Raw genomic sequence first — 18359 nt, forward strand, 5'->3', positions numbered from 1 at the left:
AATCGGCACGTCCGCGCACCGGCCGGTCGCGGCGGTTCGTTACGCTCTCGGCAACGGATTGTTAGCGGTCGGCTCCGGGGCTAGTAACGCGGCATGTCGGACGACGAGCGCGATGGGCAGAGTCTAGCCGGTGGCGGTCTGCTTCGGACCTTCACCGAGACGCGCTCCGCATTGTCGCGCTATCTCGCGCTGCGCGGCGCGACCGCGGACGAGGCCGACGACATTCTCCAGGAGGTTCATCTCAAGCTCCTGGCCGAGAAGATCGGCCCCGTCGCCGAGCCGCGCGCCTATCTCTATCGCATGACGAACAACCATTTCCTCGGATGGCGCCGCTCCGCGGGGAGGCGCGTGCGGCGCGAGGAAGATTGGGTCGACGCGCATAGCGGGGAGGAGCGGGAAATCGACGAGCAGCCATCGGTCGAGGCGCATCTCATCGCCCGCGAGCAGCTCGCGCTGCTGCAGCGCGTGCTCGACGGGCTGCCGGAGCGGACCCGCACCATCTTCCGCCGCTTCCGGATCGATGGCGAACCCCAGCGGCAGATCGCAGCGGATATCGGCATCAGCATCAGCGCCGTCGAAAAGCATCTGGCACGCGCCTATGAAGCCATCGCGGCCGCGAAATTTCGGCTTGATGGGGATGGCGGCGATCCGCGGCATCTCAGGATCGAGAGAGGTCGTCATGACATCTGAGGCACAGGGCAGCGCGCGCGCACGCGCCATCGAATGGCACATCCGCCTTCGCCACGGCGACGACGCGGCATGGGAAGCGTTCGCGCAGTGGCTGGCCGAGGACCCGATCCATGCGGCGCTCTATGACGAGATCGAGCAGGCCGATCTGGCGCTGGAGCCGCTCTTGCCCGCGGTGATCTTCCGGGAAGCGGCCAATGACGCCGATATCGACGACCACGACCAGCGACAGGGCCCGCGCTGGCGCTGGTGGGGGCTCGGCGGCGGCGCAGCGGCTGCGGCGGTCGCGGCGATGCTGGTCCTGGCCCCCCAGGCCACCAACAGCCGCTATGAAGTGGCGACCGGCCCGGGACAGCGCAGGACCATCAGCCTGGAGGCGGGAACCCAGGTCACGCTCAACGGTGCGACGCGCATGCGGTTCGACCGCAAGGATCGGCGCTTCGCCTCGCTCGAGGCCGGAGAAGCGCTCTTCCAGGTCCAGCATGACGGTGCCAGGCCGTTCACGCTCGAGGTTGCCGGCCGCAGGGTCGTGGACGTGGGAACCGTGTTCAACGTCGTGCGCGACGCCGGTGCCGTTCGCGTGGCGGTCGCCGAAGGCAAGGTCCTTTACGAGGCCAAGGGACGAACGATTGCCCTGGATGCCGGGCAGGCGGTGTTCGATTCATCTCTGGCGGAAGCCCCCAGAGTGACTCGGGCCGCGATCGGCGCGGTCGGGGCGTGGCAGAAGGGGCGGCTGGTCTATTCCGGAGAGCCGCTTTCGCAGGTGGCGGCGGATCTCGGCAGGACGCTCGGCGTGCGCATCACCCCGGCACCCGATGTCGCGGATCGCCCGTTTTCCGGCACCATCGCCCTGCGCGGGACGGGGGCCGACGAGCTCGAGCGCCTGACGCCGGCCCTGAACGTGACGTTCAAGCCGGACGCCGGCGGCTGGACGATGACCGCTGCCGGTGCGGAGCGTTAGATGGGCGGCATTCGCCGCGACTTCCATTCTCGGTATCGATACCGCCCATGCGCAGCGCTTCGACGTCGCGCCCGGCCGCCTCGGTGACGTTGCGGCTGCCCTGGGCGCGCAGGGCGGGGCCACCATCGCGGTGACGGACCCGGATCTCGCCGCCAGGCGCTCCCCCGGGGTCAGGGGCAATTTCCCCCTGCGCACCGCGCTCGACCGCGCCCTGCGGGGCACCGGCACGGAAGCGATATTCTATGATCGCTCCACTGTCCGGATCGTGCGGAAGCGGGTCCCGGCGAAGAAGCCCGAGAAACCAAGGCCGCTACCCGCGCCGCCGGTCGAGCCCGATTGGGCTCCCGAGATCGTCGTCACCGCCAGCAAGCAGTCCATCCCGATCGACAGCTATCCGGGATCGGTGAAGCTCGTGGCGCTCGATCCCGGCTGGGTGGCGCGCAATGCCGCCGGGGGCACGGCCGCGATCACGAAGCTGCTGCCCTCGGTCGGGTCCACCAACCTTGGTTCGGCACGCAACAAGCTGTTCATCCGCGGCATCGCGGACAGCAGCTTCAACGGCCCGACCCAGGCCACCGTGGGCCAGTATCTCGGGGACGTCCGGCTCAACTACAACGCGCCGGACCCGAACCTGAACCTCTATGACATGAAGCGCATCGAGGTGCTGGTGGGGCCGCAGGGCACCCTCTACGGCGCGAGTTCGCTGGGCGGCATCATTCGCCTGGTTCCCAACGAACCGGACACGCACAACCTGTCGACGACGGTTTCTGCCGGGGTCAGCGGCACCCGGTTCGGCGGCATCGGCGGCGACGGCGCCACGATGCTCAACCTGCCGATCGCCGATGGCAGGGTCGCCGTCCGCTTCGTCGCGTTCGGCGCGCGCGAGGCGGGGTATATCGATGCGCCTTCGCGCAAGCGGCGGAACATCAACAATACGACCAGCTATGGCCAGCGCATGGCCTGGCGGGTCGAGGACCTGTGGGGATTCACCGTCGATTTCGGCACCGCCACCCACAACACGTCCACCCAGGACGGGCAGTATACGGTGCGCGGCGATCCGCCGCTGACCCGGGACAACGCGATCGCGCAGCCTTTCATGAATACCTATTACCTGGCCTATCTCACCGCGCGGCGGCGGCTCGGGCGCGCCGAACTGGTTACGACCACGTCGATCGTGCGCCACGACCTGCGGACCATTTTCGACGCGACGGGCCATGACGGCTCCGGTGCGGCCGCGCGATACGAGGAAAACAACAATATCACGCTCCTCAACCAGGAAACGCGGCTGTCCGGCGGCGGCGGACGCTACCCCTGGGTGGTGGGCCTTTCGAGCATCTACAACATCAGCGCATCGTCCCGTTCGCTCGGGCCTCCCGAGGCGCCCGCACGGATCGCGGGCGTCGTCAACCGGCAGGCGGAGGCGGCCATCTTCGGCCAGCTCTCGAGGCCGTTGTTCCGTCACCTCACCGGCACGATCGGCGGCCGCGTCACGTTCGCGCGCAGCGTCGGCAACCTGCTCGACAGCCCGGTGGAGAAGTCGAAGGAGCCGTTCATCAACGAGCTGCGCTTCTCGCCGACCGTGGCACTGGACTGGCACCCGAGCGGGAAGTTCTCGGCCTTCCTCCATTATCAGCAGGGCTATCGCGCCGGCGGCCTGGCCGTGGCACCGTCCGGATCCGCGCTGGAATCCCGGAAGTTCGCGACCGACGACCTGATCATGAGCGAGTTCGGCATTCGCCTGGGCAACCAGGAGCGGGACCGCCTGTCGATCCGCGCCGCCTTGTTCTATGCCGACTGGAACAACATCCAGGCCGACCTCATCGACCGTTCGGGCCTTCCCTATACCGCCAATATCGGCAGCGGGAGGATCTATGGCCTGGACGGCGATATCATATGGCGTGCGTCGCCGGAGCTGACGATCACCGCATCGGCCTTCCTGAACAACAGCGATCTCTACGCGCCCGCGCCGGAATATGTTGCGCCGGGTGAGCGGACCCTGCCGAACGTGGCGCGCAACGGCGCGCGCGCCGTTGCCGCCTGGCGGCGCGAGATCGCATCGGGCATCACGCTCAGCGGCGAGGCCTCCCTGCGCCATGTCGGGGCGTCGCGACTGGGCGTCGGGCCGCTGCTCGCTATCCCGCAGGGGAATTATTCCGTCGGCGACATCGGCAGCCGATTGGGCTTTGGCAGGTTCGGCATTTCGCTGGACGTCACCAACCTCGGCGATGTCCGTGGCAACAGCTTCGCCTTCGGCAACCCGTTCGGCCTGGCCCAGCGCAATCAGATGACTCCGCTGCGGCCGCGGACCATCCGCCTGGGCTTCGACGCGCGCTTCTGAAGGTTCCGCCGTCCTATTCCGGCTCGATCGCGGGCCGATCCTTCATGCTTCCGGCGCGATTGGCTCCGGGCAGCCAGCTTCGCAGCATGGGCAGATAGGTCAGCGGCAGCAAGGCGATGTGCGCGGCAATGGTGAGTGCCGCCACCAGCGCGATCGCGCGGGAGGTATCCGATCCGGCCCCCAGCGCGAATATCGTCGCGCCGGCGAACAGCGCGTCCTTGTTCGGGAAGAGCGGCAGGCGCGAGAGCATCAGGCGGATCGTCGCGAGCAGCAGTAGCCAGGCCACCGTCGCCTGCGGGACGAGCACGTGCCACATCACCGCGAGCAGCAGGATCGAGAAGAGCAGCCGCAGCAGATGGGCGGCGAAGATTCGCCAGAGCTCCCGGCGCGACAGGCCGAACAGCGCATTGCGGAACAGAAAGATCGCCAGCGACATGAACGTCACCAGCCCGATGGATATGCCCAATGCCCGCAGCCAGCCGGCATCGATCAGCGACCAGAGCATCGGGGCCGTGGCCGCCATCATCGCCAGTGTCGCGACGTTTCCGGCGGCGGCGGAGAGAATGGCCACGTCCTTGACCGCGGCGGCGGCATTCGCGCCGCCCCCATGCTGGCGGACCCATAGATAGAGTTGCGCGTCGCCCGAATAGCCGAGCAGCAGCTCGTTCGCGATCTGCTTGCGCAGCAACGGCAGCATGCCGCTCGGCGGGAGGCGCCAGAGCTCGCGATAGATCAGCCACTCCACGCCGGGGACGAGGAGGTAGGAGGCAATGAAGGCGATCCAGAACAGCGGGTCGCCGGGCGTGGATCGCAGCAGATCGGCGAAATCGAGCCCGCGGACGGCGAACACGATTGCGCCCAGCGTCACGATCGACAGTGCGATGCCGAGCCAGCGCAGCACGCGCTGGCGCCGCGGGTGCGCCGGATCGGGTGCGGGATCTCCGGTCGTTGGGGCGATGTCCGTCATGCGATCGTCCGTCTCACCAATTGACGGTCATGCCAAGCCTTGCGCTGCGCGGCCGCAGCGGCGTCGCCTGATCGCGCACGACGAGCGTGAAGGGGTTGCCGAAGGCGAACCGATTGGCAGTGGCATTCAGGAGATTGTCGATGTCCAGCGACAATTCGATGCGGCCGATGCGCGCGCCTGCCGACGCCCCGACGACCCAGTAGCGGCCCTGGCTGATGTCGAGGAAATCGCCCGTGCCCAGCACCGAGCGCCCGACATAGTTGGCGGTCACGCCGAAGCGCGGTGCGAAGCGGCGCGTCGGTGCGCTGTAGGAAAGGCTGGCGACGGCGGCGAGCGGGGGTGTCTCCGGAAGGCGGCGATTGTCGCGCTTCGAGGCGTTGGCGATCGGCCCGATGACCCGGTTGGCGGTGAAGAATATCGATCCGCCGGCATGGAGGCCGCTGACCGGCACCCAATCGAAATTGGCTTCGATGGCGCGGATCCGGGCGTCGCCGATATTCGCCGTATAGGGCTGGCCGCGCGGGGTGATCAGATCGGCCTGGATATTGCTCCAATGCGCGGTCGACAGGTCCAGCGAGAAGGCGAGGCCGGTCGGGCCGGCGCGCAGCTTGCGAATGCCGATTTCGCCCACCTGGATGACGTCGGAGAGATAATCCGCGACTCGGCCGGTGCCTGCCGCGACGGCAAGGCCGCCGGTGCGGTAGCTCGTCTGGAAGCGGCCGAACAATGCCAATGTGGGAGCCAGCCGCCAGGAGAAGGCAAGGGTGGGATCGACCCGGTGCGTCGAACGCCCCTTGGTGAAGCTGCCGCCGCGCGGCGTGCTGGAGGGCTCGCCGTCATTCCGTCCCATGGTGGCGCGTGCGCCCAGGGTGAGGGAGATATCGTCGAAAACCGCGAAGCTCGCTTCCCCGAACAGAGAGGCCGCCCGCGACACGTTGGTGACGCCGATCAGCGACCGGTCGGTGGCCGAGATCTCGAGTGCGCGCGAGAGGATGTCGCGATCGCTGACCAGCGTGAAGCCAGCCACCCAGGAATTGCCGTTGCCGAGCGAACGCGACAGGCGGGTTTCGTGGCTGACGAGCAACTTGTCGCGGTCGGCGCGATACTGGGTGGTGGGCCCCGATCCACGCGGCGACGCGTCGAACTGCTCGACCGAATGCTGCGCGACGATTCCGTTCGCGATGATCAGGCGCAGTCCGCTGTCCCAATCCTTCGAGGCGACGACTCGCCCGAACCAGAGCGCGCTGTGGAAGGGCTGCGCCAGGCGTGAGTAGCGGACCAGCGGCTTGCCCGCGACGTCCGAATACTGGCCGTCGCGCATGTCGATCGACTGGACCGCACCGCTCGCCTCCACTCGCCAGCCATTGCCGGGATCCAGGCGCAAGGCCAGTCGCCCGCCGACGGTGTCGATGCGATTGGTGTCGTGCAGGTTCCGCTTGACGTCGTCGATATAGCCGCCGTCGCGCACCCGATAGGCGACGGCGCGCAGGCCCAGGCTGTCGCGTATCACGGGCACGTTGACGATCCCGGCCAGATCGAACCCGGGCTCGCTATGGTCGGTGGCGGTCACGCCGCCGATCATCGACGCGGACGTGTCGGTCACGCTGGCCGGATTGGAGGTCAGCCGGATCACGCCGCCGATCGCTCCCGAGCCATAAAGCGTCCCCTGCGGCCCCTCGAGCACATCGATGCTGTGCATGTCGTAGAGTCGCAGTCCGGCGTCCGGGCCGGAATAGTTCAGCTGGACGTCGTCGAAATAGACGCTGGTCGGCGATTGGGTGCTGCCGTTGAAGCTGCTGTCGGCCACGCCCCGGATGAAGACCTTGTTGCGGCCGGGGCCGAGCAGGGTGCTCTGCAGGATGGGGGTGGAAGCGGCGATGTCCGACAGGCTGTTTCCCGAGGGGGCCGGTATCTCGCTGCCGCGCAGTGTGGTCAGGCTGCCCGGATAGCGCAGCAGGGGCACGCGCTGCTTGTTCGCCTCGACCACGATCTCGTCGGACCCCGCGGGTTCCGTGGTGGGTGCCGGAGCCGGCTTCGGCCGCTGCTTCGGCCGCGACGGCGCGGGAGCGGAAGCGCTTCGCGCACGCACGACGCGGTACCCATGGCTTGCGCGCTCGGCCTTGTAGCCGGTGCCCGCGAGCAGGCGGGAAAGCGCGGTGGCCAGATCGGGGACGCCGCTGACCGCGACGGTCCGCACGTGTGAAAGCCCGGCTTCGGTGCTGATGATCTCCACGCCGGTCTGGCGCGAAAGCATCAGCAATGCCTGGTCGAGCGTCGTCGCCGGTATTGACAGCGTGGTCCGCTGCGCGCGTGCGGGCGAGGACGGCAGCGCCAGCAGCAGCGCGAGCGCCGGCGCCCATGCCACGGCTCTATGGCGCCTCCGACAATATCCAGCGATTGCCCTCACGTCGCGACGTTGCCCTGATCAGTTCGGCCAGATGCGGTACGTCGCGATCGGCAGCTCCGGTGAAGCGGACCATGCCCGTAAAGGGTTTGTTGGACAAGTTCGGGGCAAGTGCCAATTCGGTACCGTAGAGGCGCGTCAGCGCGGCCGCGACGTCGCCCACCCGCGCGTCGTCGAACGACAGGCTGCCCGTGCGCCATCCGCCCACCAGCTCCGGCGCCAGGCGCGAGCGGGTGATTCTGCCGCTGCCCCTGTCGAGCGCCACCGCATCGCCGGCGCCGAGGCGCAGTGCCTCGCGTTCCGGCGCGACCATGACCGAACCCTCGGCCACGGCGACATGGACCCGCCTGTCGGCCACGGCGAGATCGAACACCGTGCCGAGATCGCGTACCGCGACGCCGCCGGCGTTGACCGTGAACGGCCGCGCCGCGTCATGGCGCACATGGAACACCGCTTCGCCGCGCTCGAGCGACGCCACGCGATCGTCGGCGCGGTCGAGCCTGATCGCGGTGCCGCCGCCGAGTTCGATCCGGGTGCCGTCCCCGAGCGTCACCGTCTTGCGCTCGCCGTTCGCCGTGGCGACGACATAGGCACTTGCCGGCGGCTTGAGCAGGCCCGGCTGGAGCGCCACCACCGAAAGGGCGGCGGCGACGGCCCCGCCCGCACCGAGCGCCCACCACCAGCGGCGTGGCCCGGCCGGGTTGTCGTTGTCGGCAACGGGCTCGGGTGGTGCCGAGAATGCCGCCGCGTCCAGCAGCCGGTCGCCGGCCGCCAGGCGGTCATAGGCTTCGGCATGCGCGGGGTCCGCCTCGAGCCAGGCGACGAACGCCGCCCAGCCGGTTTCGTCCGCCTCGGCGAGCCGCAGATGCCAGGCGATCGCCTGGTCGACGATGCTCACTCGGTCAGCCGTCATTGCTGCCCCCTTTCGTCTCGCCCGAGGCATCGGGCTCCGACAGCGAATCGTGAATCTTGCGATAGGCGCGCGCCAGCAGCTTCTCGACGCCGCTCACGCTGATGCCCAGATGCTCCGCGACCGCCCGTTGCGGCTGCTCCTCCAGCCTGAACATGCGCAGCGCCGTCGCCATGCGCTCGGGCATAGCGGCGATCGCCCGTTCCAGCGCCCGCCGATCGTCCGCCGCGGCGATCGCCCCTTCCGGGTCCGCCACCGCAGCGGGCGGAGGCTGCACCGCCAGCCACGCGCCGTCGCGCGCCACGCGCCGCGAGGCCGCTATGCGGCGATCCGTCGCGTGGTTCGCGGCCATCCGATAGAGGAAGGCCGCGGGCTGCGCGATCGGCGCCTGAACATGGTCGAGCTTCAACCATAGGTCCTGGAGCGCGTCTTCGGCATCGTCACGGCTACCCAGCCGCGCGGCCAGAAGCCGCCGCAACATGGGCCGCTGCGCAATGAAAATGGCCTTCAGATCTTCTTGCGACACTTCCGCGCAGACCCTCCGCTCGTCCGGGGAACGCCATCCCGGCGCGCGCAGCCATGTCGGCGATCGGGAGTTTGATCAAGGTCTCCGCTTCACGGCACCGCGCGCCGGCGATCGTGTCATCCTCGCGCGCCCCGGCGCCGGGGTGGCACATCACCAGGTGCATGCCGCGTCCGCCGCGCAGGAAACGGTGGAAGATCCCGGCATAGTCCCGGGCGAAATCATAATGGCCGCCAAAGCTGTCATTGGTCGCGATGCCATAGGCCGCGGCGGCGCGGCGAAAGCCGCGCGTGTGGAAGCTGCTGCCGATCGCCTTGCCCAGGAAGGGGCGCTGCACCATCGCGGAGAGCCGATCCGAACAGGCGCGGACCCAGCTCTGGGGCGCGCGGCAGGCGACTTCGGCGAGCACGATCTCGCGGATGCCGGGCAGGGCATGCGCATGCTGGTGGCCGTCGACGAAATCGGGCGCGCGGCCCATCGCCTGGACGAACGCGGCGAACTGCGCCCGGATCTCGTCGGCGATCTCGCCGAACGGCAGGTTCCAGCGCGCCGCCCTGCGCTGAAGCGTGTTGATGTCGGGCAGCACGCCGCGCGGCGCGAGTTCCGGCATGGGCGTGAGCGGCCGCTCGCCGGTCAGCGTGAGGTGCAGGCCGATCTGGACATGGGGCGGCACCGTCCGGAGCAGCAGGCTGTCCTCGTGCCAGCCGGGCATGCCGGTCATGCAGCTGATGGCGTTGAGCTTGCCCGCCCTGGCGAGGTCGACGATGGTCTCGCTCACCCCCCGCGAATAGGCGAAATCGTCAGCGCACAGAATGAGTCGGGACAAGCTCGGTCTCCTCGATCTGCTGGAACTGGCGTTCGCGGATGCACTGGCTGAGCAGCCGGCGCCGGCGCAGCCGCCGTGAAAGGAAGGAATAGAAGAACCAGTCGCCGGCCCAGGGCGCGGCGGCGGAATAGACGAGCCGCTCGAACAGGTTCCAGCGGATCGAGTGGCGATCCCGCTCGCGGGGCGAGGGCATGCACCACAATGCCTCGGAATAGAGCATCGTGCCCTTGCGCATCATGCGATGGATCACTTCGTGATCCTCCAGCACGAAGTTCCAGCGATCGGGATCGAAGCCGCCCACGGCGCGCAGCGTCGCGGTGCAGAAGGCCTGGCCGGCGCCGCCGGTATGCGACTGGCGCGGCAGCAGGCGCGCCGCCATGCGGATCGTCCCGGCCCGCGTCGCGCGGTCGTCCGCGCTCGCGCCCGGATCGACGAAATAGGCCCCTGCGGTCACGCAATTGCGCCGCGACAGCAACTCCTCGGCAGTCGCGAGATAGTGCGGCGGATAGAGCGTGTCGGCGTCGCAGGTCGCGGTCCAGCGGGTGCGCGACCAGCGGAACCCGGCACGCAGCGCCGAGACCTTGCCGGGCGTGCGCTCGGTGACCAGCATGTGGTCGAGGCCGTGGCTGCGCGCCGCCGCTTCCGCCACCTCAGCGCTGCCGTCGGTCGAGCCATTGTCGACCAGGATCAGCCGGAAGGGCACGATCTGCCGCGCGAGGCTGGCGATCGTGCCGGGCAGGAGCTCCCGCTCGTTGAAGAAGGGAATGATCACCGTCCAGTCCGCGACCGCATTTTCCGCTGTGCGGCGCATCGATGGCGGTGACGCGCGTTCCAGATCGACGTACATATTCCGTCCCCACCCCCGGCACCCTGGAGAGATCGCGTGCGGCGGCGGATTTCCTCGCCCGGTGCCGCATTCGCTCTCCCCGATATCGCCCTGACGACACCGTGAGAGGCGATCCCCACATGGCCTCCGGAAAATAGTTTCCATGACGAGGCAGGCCGAACCTCATAGGATCCGGCGGGGTCGAACCGGGAAAGGCGAGGGGGATGACGAGGGTGCAGGCGCGCCGTAACGCGGCGTGGTTCCTGATTCTGCTGATGTTCGCGGTGGCGGTGCGCTGGCGCGACTTCGGCAATCCGGCGATCCATGTCGACGAGCAATATTATCTGCTCGTCGGCGACCGGATGCTGCATGGGGCGCTACCCTATCTCGACATATGGGACCGCAAGCCGGTCGGGCTGTTCCTCCTGTTCGCCGGCATGCGGCTGCTGCCTGGCGACGGCGTGCTTGCCTATCAGCTGGTCGCTACCCTGTGCGCGGCGTTGACCGGCTTGCTCGTGGCGCTCGGTGCGCGGCGCCTGGGTGCGCGTCCGCTCGGCGCACTGCTTGCCGCCTGTGCCTATGTGCTGTGGCTGTCCTTCCTGAGTGGGCGCGGCGGCCAGACGCCGGTCTATTACAATCTGCTGATGGCGGCGGGCGGATATCTGGCCCTGTGCCTGCCCGAGCGGGCACGGCGCCGGGAAGTCGGCGCGATAATCGTCAGCGGTGCCGTCGCATGCCTGCTCGCCGGCCTCGCCATCCAGATCAAATATACGCCGCTGGTGGAGGGGGCGTTCTTCGGGCTCGTCCATCTCTGGTATCTGCACCGGGCCGGTGCCCGGGTTGCCCTCGTCCTCGGCGCCGGCATCCTGTGGGGCGCGCTCGGGATCGCGCCGACACTGGCCGCGATCCTCTATTTCGAGGCGCTGGGCCCGGCGGCGTTCGACACTTTCTGGTTCTCCAATTTCGCCTCGATCGCCCTGCGCAAAGGCTATCCCGCCAGCAAGATCGCCGCGCGGCTCGCGGGAACGGCGGCGCAGCTTTCGCCCTTCCTCCTGGCCGCCATCCTCGCCCGCCGCTTCTCGGACCGGCGCGAGGAACTGGCGGTCTGCGTCGCCTGGCTGGCGGCCGCGCTGATCGCCTTTGCGATGATCGGCGCGTTCTTCGATCACTATGCGTTGCCGCTGCTCGCGCCGCTGGCGATGATCGCCGGTCTTGCGCTGGGCGCGTCGCGGCTCGTGCAGGGCTTCATGGCCGTCGCCGCACTCGCGCTGGTCGCTTTCCATCTATCGACCGAGCGCGACTATCGCGTGGGCATCTACGCTGCGGCGCGAGAGATCGAGGCGCATTCGCGTGCCGGCTGCCCCTATGTCTTCGCCGGGGATTCGGCGCTGTATGTCCTCGCGCACGCCTGTGTTCCCACGCGATATGCCTTTCCCTCCACCCTGGCCTATGCCGCCGAGCAGGGCGCGACCGGAACCGACGAGGCGGCCGAGGTCCGGCGGATCCTCGCCGGGCGGCCGCCGGTGATCGTCACGCTCGATGCGCCGCTCTCGCCCTGGAACGAGGATAGCAAGGCCGTGATCGATGCGGCGTTGCGGCGCGATTATGTGCTCGCGCTATCGCAGCCGCGCGAGGACGAGCGTCTCCTCGTCTATGTCCGCCGCGGCTTGCCGCCACGCCGATGAGGATTTTTCGCGGGCGGAAGTGAGAGTCGCCCCGCGCCGCGTCGTCTGACCCCCGAAACATCATGGGGGATGGCGGGGAATGCTCTGCATGCGGATTGGTATTGCCTGGGCGTTTGCCTGGGCCGCGATCGCCCTGGCGCCGGCGGCGAGCGCGCAGATCGGCGAAGATTCGGAGTCTTGCCGCAACGGCCGCGGACCGGCCATCCAGGTCAATGTCCAGGGCCTGAAGGATCGCAGCGGCGAGCTCTGGCTCGAACTCTATCCGGCGAACGACACCGATTATCTGCGCTCCGACACCGATCTGGTCGCCGAGGGAAAGGTCTTCCGCCGCACCCGTTCGCGGTTGCCCGCCGCGGGCGATGTGGCGATCTGCGTGCGCGTCCCGCAGCCGGGAACCTATGCGGTGCTGCTCCGGCACAACCGCATAGGGCGCGACAAATTCTCGTTCTGGAGCGACGGTGCCGGCATACCCGCGAACCGGGCATTGGTGCGCAGCAAGCCGTCCGTCGAGCAGGCCAGGGTGGTCGCCGGCGCCGGGATCACGACCGTGAGCGTTCAGATGCAATATCTGCGCGGCTTCGGCTTTTCGCCCCGTAGCTGACGTGATCGGCGGCATCTTCGATCGATACTGGGGCGCGAAGATCGCGGTCCGGTTCGCCGTGATCGTTTCGATCATCCCGGCGATCCTGGCCCTGGAAAACCTGCGCCGCCTGCTCGCGGAAGTGGAGAAGAGCAGCGACGCGATGGCGCTGCTGGTCCGGTTCAGCGTCGCGCAGGTCCCCGAGCATCTGAACGCCGCGGTGCCCGTTGCACTGATGCTGGCCTCGGCGATGGCGGTGCGGCAGATGATCCTGCGTGGCGAGTGGCAGATCGCCGCCGCCGCGGGCATGAGCCGCCTGCGCATCATGGCGGTTCCGCTCGCCTTCGCCGTGCTCGTCGCGGGCGCACAGCTCGCGATCGGGTTCGCGCTGCGGCCCGCCGGCGAACGGGCGCTCGACGGCATCTACCGCGAACTGCAGGCCGGGGAGCATGGCCTGCCCCTGCCGGTCGGCCAGCCGATCGAGCTCGATGCTTCGACCACGATCTTCGTCGGCGGAATTGGGAAGGGCGGCGAGCGCCATCTCGAAGACGTCGTCGTGCGCCGCGGCCAGGACAGTTTCAGCGCGCCGCGTGCCGATATCGGCTTCTCGCCGAGCGGCGGCGTGCGACTGCGGCTTCGCGACGGTGTCGGCGTGATCGGTGCGGAGGCAGGCCAGGTTCGCGCGGTGCGCTTCAATCGGATGGATTTTTCCGGCCAGCCGCCCGCAAGCGGCATGGCCGACAACGACGCGATGCACCGGTTCGACCTGCTTTCGGGCCCGGCCCTGCTGGAGAAGGCGCGCAACGGAACGCCCGCGGAGCGCCAATATGCGCTGACTTCGCTGGTGATGCGGGTGGACAGCGTGCTGTTCTGCCTGCTCATTCCCTGGTTCGCGGTTCCGCTCGGCAAACCGCCCCGGCGCAAGGAAAGCGCGGTCGGAATCCTCGTCTCGATCGTGCTGGTCGTGCTGCATCTGAAGCTGGCGGCATGGATCGAAGCCAATTGCGCCGCGCATATCCTCTTGGCCGAGGCACTGAGCCTGGGCCTGTGGATAGCTGCCGCCGCCGGGCTGATCCATCTCGAGCAAACCAGGGGCGAGGGGATCGTGGATGCGCTCATCGAGCGTGCGGCGGCACCGCTGCGGCGGCTGCGCCGCAAGCGCTTGGGCCGCCGCGCGACCTCCCCCGTCGTCGTCGCGGAGGTCGTTCCCATCTCCGTCAACGCCCGCCGTTCGGCCGCCCGCGCCAGCGTCGCGCCCGATCCGGAACTTTCCGCTTCGGACACGCCGGCACCCAGGGTCGCCGCGCGGTGAAGGGATGCCGGGCCGGCTCCGGCCGGCGATGGATCGAGCCAAGTCTTGCATCGATCCATCGCGGCTTTGGTTTGGACGGCATGTCGCGGACCCAATAGCTAGCGATCGAACCAAGACCCCCCGAACGACGGGCGGCGACCAGGAGACGATCGTGACGAGCTGGAATCCGGTTGAAATGGCGCGCAGCCTTGGCGGCGGCCTCCTGTCCTTTCCGGTCACGCATTTCGATGCCGACGGCGCCTTTGCCGAGCATGCCTATCGCGAGCATTGCGCATGGATGCTGTCGCACGAACTGTCGGGCCTGTTCGCCGCGGGCGGCACCGGCGAATTCTTCTCGCTCACGCCCGCCGAAGTGGTCACCGTCGTCGCCGCGGCAGTGGCCGAGGCGGCGGGCAGGCTGCCGGTGATTTCCGGTTGCGGCTATGGCACCGCCATCGCCACCGAGATCGCCCGGGGTGCGGAAAAGGCGGGCGCGGACGGCCTGTTGCTGCTGCCGCCCTATCTGGTGGGGTCGAGCCAGGAAGGCCTGGCTGCGCATATCGAGGCGGTGTGCCGCGCCACCGGCCTGGGCGTGATCGTCTACAATCGCGACAATGCGGTGGTGAACGACGAGACGCTGGCCGGCCTGTGCGAGCGCAATCCGAACCTGGTCGGCTTCAAGGACGGAGTGGGCGATATCGAGCTGATGACGCGCATCTTCGCGCGGATGGGGGATCGGCTCACCTATATCGGCGGCCTCCCGACGGCCGAGACCTATGCCACGCCCTATCTCACCATGGGCGTGACCACCTATTCCTCGGCGATCTTCAACTTCATGCCGGAATGGGCGCTGGACTTCTATCGCGCCGTCCGCGCCGGCCGGCAGGACGAGGTGATCGCGCGGCTCAAGGCGTTCGTGCTGCCCTATATCGCGCTGCGGAACCGCGGCCGCGGCTATGCGGTGTCGATCGTCAAGGCGGGCATGCGCGTGGTCGGGCGCGACGCCGGGCCGGTGCGCACTCCGCTCACCGATCTCACCGTCGCCGAGCATGACGCGCTGCGCGCGCTGGTCGAGGGCGTCTCCGCCAAGTCCGTCGCCCACGCGGCGTGACAGGGCGCACGGAGGTGCGATAGACCCCGGGCATGTTCGAGCTCAGCCAGCTCCGCTGCTTCGTCGCCGCGGCCGAGGAACTCCATTTCGGCCGCGCCGCGCAGCGGCTGAACATGACCCAGTCGCCGCTCAGCCGGCAGATCCAGCTGCTCGAGCGGATCCTGGGCGTCCTGCTGCTCGAGCGGACCAGCCGCCAGGTGAGCCTCACCCCGGCCGGCCAGGTCTTCCTGATCGAGGCCCGGCGCATCGTGCGGCTCGCCGAAAGCGCGTCGCTCTCGGCCCGGCGCGTCGCGCAGGGCGATGCCGGCAAGGTCGCGATCGGCTTCACCGCCGTCTCCGGCTATGGGCTGGTCCCGCATATCGTCGCCAATGCGCGCGCCAGCCTGCCCAATATCGATCTCGATCTCCACGAGATGGTGAGCGGCGACCAGGTCGATGCGCTGCTTACCGGACTGATCGATATCGGTTTCGTCCGCCCGCCGGTCGACAGGCACGAGTTCGACACGCTGTGCGTGCTGCGCGAGCCGCTGGTGGTGGCGCTGCCGCCCGGCGATCCGCGCCAGTCCCGTCCCGCCTTCGAACTGGCCGATTTCGATAACGAGCCGCTGATCATGTATGCCCGGCAGGGCGCGGGCTATTTCCACGACATGCTGGTGCGGCTGTTCGACGATGCCGGCGTCTCGCCGCTCCATGTGCAGCACGTCACCCAGATCCATTCGATGCTCGGCCTGGTCCATGCCGGTCTCGCGGCGGCGCTGGTGCCGCAATCGGCATCGGGCCTGCACCTGATGGACGTGCAGTTCCGCGCGCTGCGGACCGAGCCGGAGAACCCCGTCGAACTCCACATGGCCTGGCGCCGCGACAACGCCAATCCCGCGCTCGAGCCGATGCGGCAGCTCTGCGCGCAGACGGCGAGCGCGTGATCGACCGGCGCGCAGTGATCGGCGGCGCGATGCTGCTCCCCGCCGGCGCGGCGCTGGCCAGGGCGCCCGGCGATCCGATCGCGACCACTCGCCATGGCCGGGTGCGGGGCGTGCGCGAACAGGGCGTGCTCGTCTTCAAGGGCGTTCGCTACGGCGCGGATACCCATGCCCGCCGCTTCCGCCGCGCGCTCCCGCCACAGCCATGGCAGGGCATCGCCGATGCCACGCGCTATGGCCGCGCCGCGCCGCAGACCAGGGCGGACGAGCCGACCGGCGAGGATTGCCTGTTCCTCAACATCTGGACCCCCGCGCTCGATGCCGGGAAGCGCCCGGTGATGGTCTACCTCCATGGCGGCGCGCACGCGCACGGCTCGGGTTCCGACCCGCTCTATGATGGCGGCCGCCTCGTCCGCCGCGGCGATATGGTGGTGGTGACGCTCAACCACCGGCTGGCGGCGCTCGGCTATGCCTATCTCGCCCAGCTCGGCGGGCCGGCGGAATCGGGCAATGTCGGCAATCTCGACATCGTGCTGGCGCTGCAATGGGTGCGCGACAACATCCCCGGCTTCGGCGGCGACCCCTCGCGCGTGACGATCTTCGGCCAGTCGGGCGGCGGCGCCAAGGTGGTGACCCTGATGGCGATGCCCGAGGCGCGCCCGCTCTTCCACCGCGCCGCGACGATGAGCGGCCAGCACGTCACCGCCGCGGGCCCGATGCATGCCACGGCCCGCGCCAGGGCCTGGATGGCCAGGGCCGGCGCAGTCGATGTCGCCGCACTCGCGGCGCTGCCCGTCGAGCGGCTGGTCGAGGCGATGGGGATGACCGATCCGCTGGAGGGAAAGGGCGAGATCAGCTTCGTCTCGACGCTCGATCACGGCGTGCTGCCGCGCCATCCCTTCGTTCCCGACGCTCCGCGCGAGGCGGCGCATATCCCGTTGATCGTCGGCAACACGCGGGACGAGACCGGCCTCTGGATCGGCGACATCCTCAGGCGTGGCGACACGAGCTGGGACAATCTGGCCGAGCGGGTCGCGGCCCAGGTCACCAAGGATGTCGCGCCCGATTGGGTGGTGAGGCGCTATCGGGAGATCTATCCGGCGAAGACTCCCGGCCAGATCCTGCTGGCGGCGAGCACGGCGGGACGCTCCTGGCCCGGCCACCTGATCCAGGCGGAGGAACGCGCGCGGATCGGGGCGCCGACCTGGATGTACCAGCTCGATTTCCCTGCGCCCGAGGCGGGGGGCGTGCTCGGCGCTTTCCACACGCTCGATATCCCGTTGGTGTTCGACAATACCGGTGCGAAGGGGGCCCGCACCGGCGACGGGCCCGAGGCGCGGCGGCTGGCCGGACGGATGGCGGACGCCTTCATCGCCTTTGCCCGCACCGGCGATCCGAACTGCGCGAGCGTGCCCGCCTGGCCGCGCTTCGATCTCGGCAGCCGGGCCACGATGCTATTCGACAGCGATACCCGGGTGGTGGATGATCCCCGGCGAGAGGAGCGGCTGCTCTGGTCGGTCGCGCCTTACATCAAGCCGGGCGGCTAGCCTTCGGGACCGAGGATTGAACCTGCAATTATGTGCGGCTAGGCTTGGCCCATGCGCGGGATGATCAAATCGCTCCTTTGTCTGTTGGCCGGCGCGATGGCGTATGTGCTTTTCAATTTCGCTCTGACGTCCGTCAACCCCGACCCCTATCGGTGGATGGCGGCGGTGATCGTTCTGGGTTGCATGGGCGCGGCATTCACGATCACGCGTGTCAGGCGCGAAGATAGCTGATCGGCAGGGAGGTCGCGCATGGCGAAGCTGGTCTACGCGTTGAACCAGTCGCTCGACGGCTATGTCGATCATCTGGCGTTCGCGCCCGATCCCGCGCTCTTCCGCCATTTCATCGACGATGTGCGAGGCCTGGCCGGCAGCATCTATGGGCGGCGCATGTACGAAGTGATGCGCTATTGGGACGACGAGCATCCGGAATGGGATGCTCCCCGGCGCGACTATGCCGCCGCCTGGCGGAACATGCCGAAATGGGTGGCGTCGCGCACCCTGGAGTCCGTCGGCCCCAATGCCACGCTGCTCGGCGAGGATCTCGAAGCGGCGGTGCGCGAACTGAAGGCACGGCAGGAAGGCGTGATCGAAGTCTCCGGCCCGGAACTGGCGCATGCGCTCACCCAGCTCGGCCTTGTCGACGAATATCGGATGTACCTGCATCCCGGCGTGCTGGGTGGCGGCAAGCCCTATTTCGCCGGTCCCCGGCCGCCGCTTAGGCTGGTGGCGAGCGAGCGCATCGGCGAGCAGGTGATCCGGCTCACCTATGTTCCGGCCTAGCGC

17 protein-coding genes are annotated in these 18359 nt (G+C 68.7%); 11 read left to right on the forward strand and 6 right to left on the reverse strand.

Annotated features, from left to right (window positions below):
- The first annotated feature begins 93 nt into the window (after nucleotides 1-93).
- Genes CAP40_RS14835 through CAP40_RS14845 form a run of 3 tightly spaced genes read left to right on the forward strand, consistent with a single transcriptional unit; the run spans nucleotide 94 to nucleotide 3986 of the window.
- Nucleotides 94-690: an RNA polymerase sigma factor gene (locus tag CAP40_RS14835; protein ID WP_086130314.1), complete on the forward strand. Its 597-nt coding sequence runs from the start codon at nucleotides 94-96 to the stop codon at nucleotides 688-690.
- A complete protein-coding gene (locus tag CAP40_RS14840) occupies nucleotides 680-1648 on the forward strand; it encodes a FecR domain-containing protein (RefSeq protein WP_179188217.1) in 969 nt (322 codons plus the stop codon). The genes CAP40_RS14835 and CAP40_RS14840 overlap by 11 nt, the downstream gene beginning before the upstream one ends.
- A complete protein-coding gene (locus CAP40_RS14845) occupies nucleotides 1635-3986 on the forward strand; it encodes a TonB-dependent receptor (RefSeq protein ID WP_144034381.1) in 2352 nt (783 codons plus the stop codon). Before CAP40_RS14840 ends, CAP40_RS14845 begins: the two co-directional genes overlap by 14 nt.
- Before the next feature lie 13 nt (nucleotides 3987-3999).
- On the opposite strand, the gene CAP40_RS14850 is transcribed toward CAP40_RS14845, so the two are convergent.
- Genes CAP40_RS14850 through CAP40_RS14875 form a run of 6 tightly spaced genes read right to left on the reverse strand, consistent with a single transcriptional unit; the run spans nucleotide 4000 to nucleotide 10427 of the window.
- Entirely contained in the window at nucleotides 4000-4953 is a 954-nt protein-coding gene (locus tag CAP40_RS14850; protein WP_086130317.1) for a hypothetical protein, read from the reverse strand.
- A gap of 13 nt (nucleotides 4954-4966) precedes the next feature.
- Nucleotides 4967-7318 (reverse strand): TonB-dependent receptor domain-containing protein, encoded by a 2352-nt coding sequence (locus tag CAP40_RS14855; RefSeq protein ID WP_275915423.1) that lies wholly within the window; start codon nucleotides 7316-7318, stop codon nucleotides 4967-4969.
- A 4-nt stretch (nucleotides 7319-7322) separates the two neighbouring features.
- Complete coding sequence (locus tag CAP40_RS14860; protein ID WP_086130318.1) at nucleotides 7323-8270, reverse strand: FecR domain-containing protein; 948 nt, start codon at nucleotides 8268-8270, stop codon at nucleotides 7323-7325.
- Nucleotides 8260-8748 carry an RNA polymerase sigma factor gene (locus CAP40_RS14865; RefSeq protein ID WP_256924239.1) on the reverse strand — a complete coding sequence of 163 codons (489 nt, stop codon included), beginning with the start codon at nucleotides 8746-8748 and terminating at the stop codon, nucleotides 8260-8262. The genes CAP40_RS14860 and CAP40_RS14865 overlap by 11 nt, the downstream gene beginning before the upstream one ends.
- The gene (locus CAP40_RS14870; protein ID WP_086130320.1) at nucleotides 8714-9616 is read right to left on the reverse strand and encodes a ChbG/HpnK family deacetylase; all 903 of its coding nucleotides are present in this window, start codon (nucleotides 9614-9616) and stop codon (nucleotides 8714-8716) included. Before CAP40_RS14870 ends, CAP40_RS14865 begins: the two co-directional genes overlap by 35 nt.
- On the reverse strand, nucleotides 9591-10427 hold the full coding sequence (locus CAP40_RS14875) for a glycosyltransferase family A protein (RefSeq protein ID WP_256924240.1): 837 nt from the start codon (nucleotides 10425-10427) through the stop codon (nucleotides 9591-9593). The genes CAP40_RS14870 and CAP40_RS14875 overlap by 26 nt, the downstream gene beginning before the upstream one ends.
- 239 nt (nucleotides 10428-10666) lie before the next feature.
- On the opposite strand from CAP40_RS14875, the gene CAP40_RS14880 reads away from it, so the two are divergent.
- From CAP40_RS14880 to CAP40_RS14915, 8 genes are all read left to right on the forward strand, one after another.
- On the forward strand, nucleotides 10667-12127 hold the full coding sequence (locus tag CAP40_RS14880) for a glycosyltransferase family 39 protein (protein ID WP_086130322.1): 1461 nt from the start codon (nucleotides 10667-10669) through the stop codon (nucleotides 12125-12127).
- An 88-nt stretch (nucleotides 12128-12215) separates the two neighbouring features.
- Nucleotides 12216-12728, forward strand: coding sequence for a DUF2141 domain-containing protein (locus tag CAP40_RS14885; RefSeq protein ID WP_086130448.1), 513 nt, complete (start codon nucleotides 12216-12218; stop codon nucleotides 12726-12728).
- Nucleotide 12729: 1 nt separating this feature from the next.
- Complete coding sequence (locus CAP40_RS14890; protein WP_179188219.1) at nucleotides 12730-14019, forward strand: LptF/LptG family permease; 1290 nt, start codon at nucleotides 12730-12732, stop codon at nucleotides 14017-14019.
- Between the two features lie 175 nt (nucleotides 14020-14194).
- Complete coding sequence (gene kdgD, locus CAP40_RS14895; RefSeq protein ID WP_373384949.1) at nucleotides 14195-15109, forward strand: 5-dehydro-4-deoxyglucarate dehydratase; 915 nt, start codon at nucleotides 14195-14197, stop codon at nucleotides 15107-15109.
- A gap of 32 nt (nucleotides 15110-15141) precedes the next feature.
- Complete coding sequence (locus tag CAP40_RS14900) at nucleotides 15142-16032, forward strand: LysR substrate-binding domain-containing protein (protein ID WP_086130325.1); 891 nt, start codon at nucleotides 15142-15144, stop codon at nucleotides 16030-16032.
- Nucleotides 16029-17576 (forward strand): carboxylesterase/lipase family protein, encoded by a 1548-nt coding sequence (locus tag CAP40_RS14905; protein ID WP_306298583.1) that lies wholly within the window; start codon nucleotides 16029-16031, stop codon nucleotides 17574-17576. Before CAP40_RS14900 ends, CAP40_RS14905 begins: the two co-directional genes overlap by 4 nt.
- 51 nt (nucleotides 17577-17627) lie before the next feature.
- Complete coding sequence (locus tag CAP40_RS14910; RefSeq protein ID WP_086130326.1) at nucleotides 17628-17807, forward strand: hypothetical protein; 180 nt, start codon at nucleotides 17628-17630, stop codon at nucleotides 17805-17807.
- Nucleotides 17808-17825: 18 nt separating this feature from the next.
- The gene (locus CAP40_RS14915; protein WP_086130327.1) at nucleotides 17826-18356 is read left to right on the forward strand and encodes a dihydrofolate reductase family protein; all 531 of its coding nucleotides are present in this window, start codon (nucleotides 17826-17828) and stop codon (nucleotides 18354-18356) included.
- The last annotated feature ends 3 nt before the right edge of the window (nucleotides 18357-18359 follow it).

The organism is Sphingomonas sp. IBVSS2 (genome assembly GCF_002127225.1).
Classification (GTDB): domain Bacteria; phylum Pseudomonadota; class Alphaproteobacteria; order Sphingomonadales; family Sphingomonadaceae; genus Sphingomonas.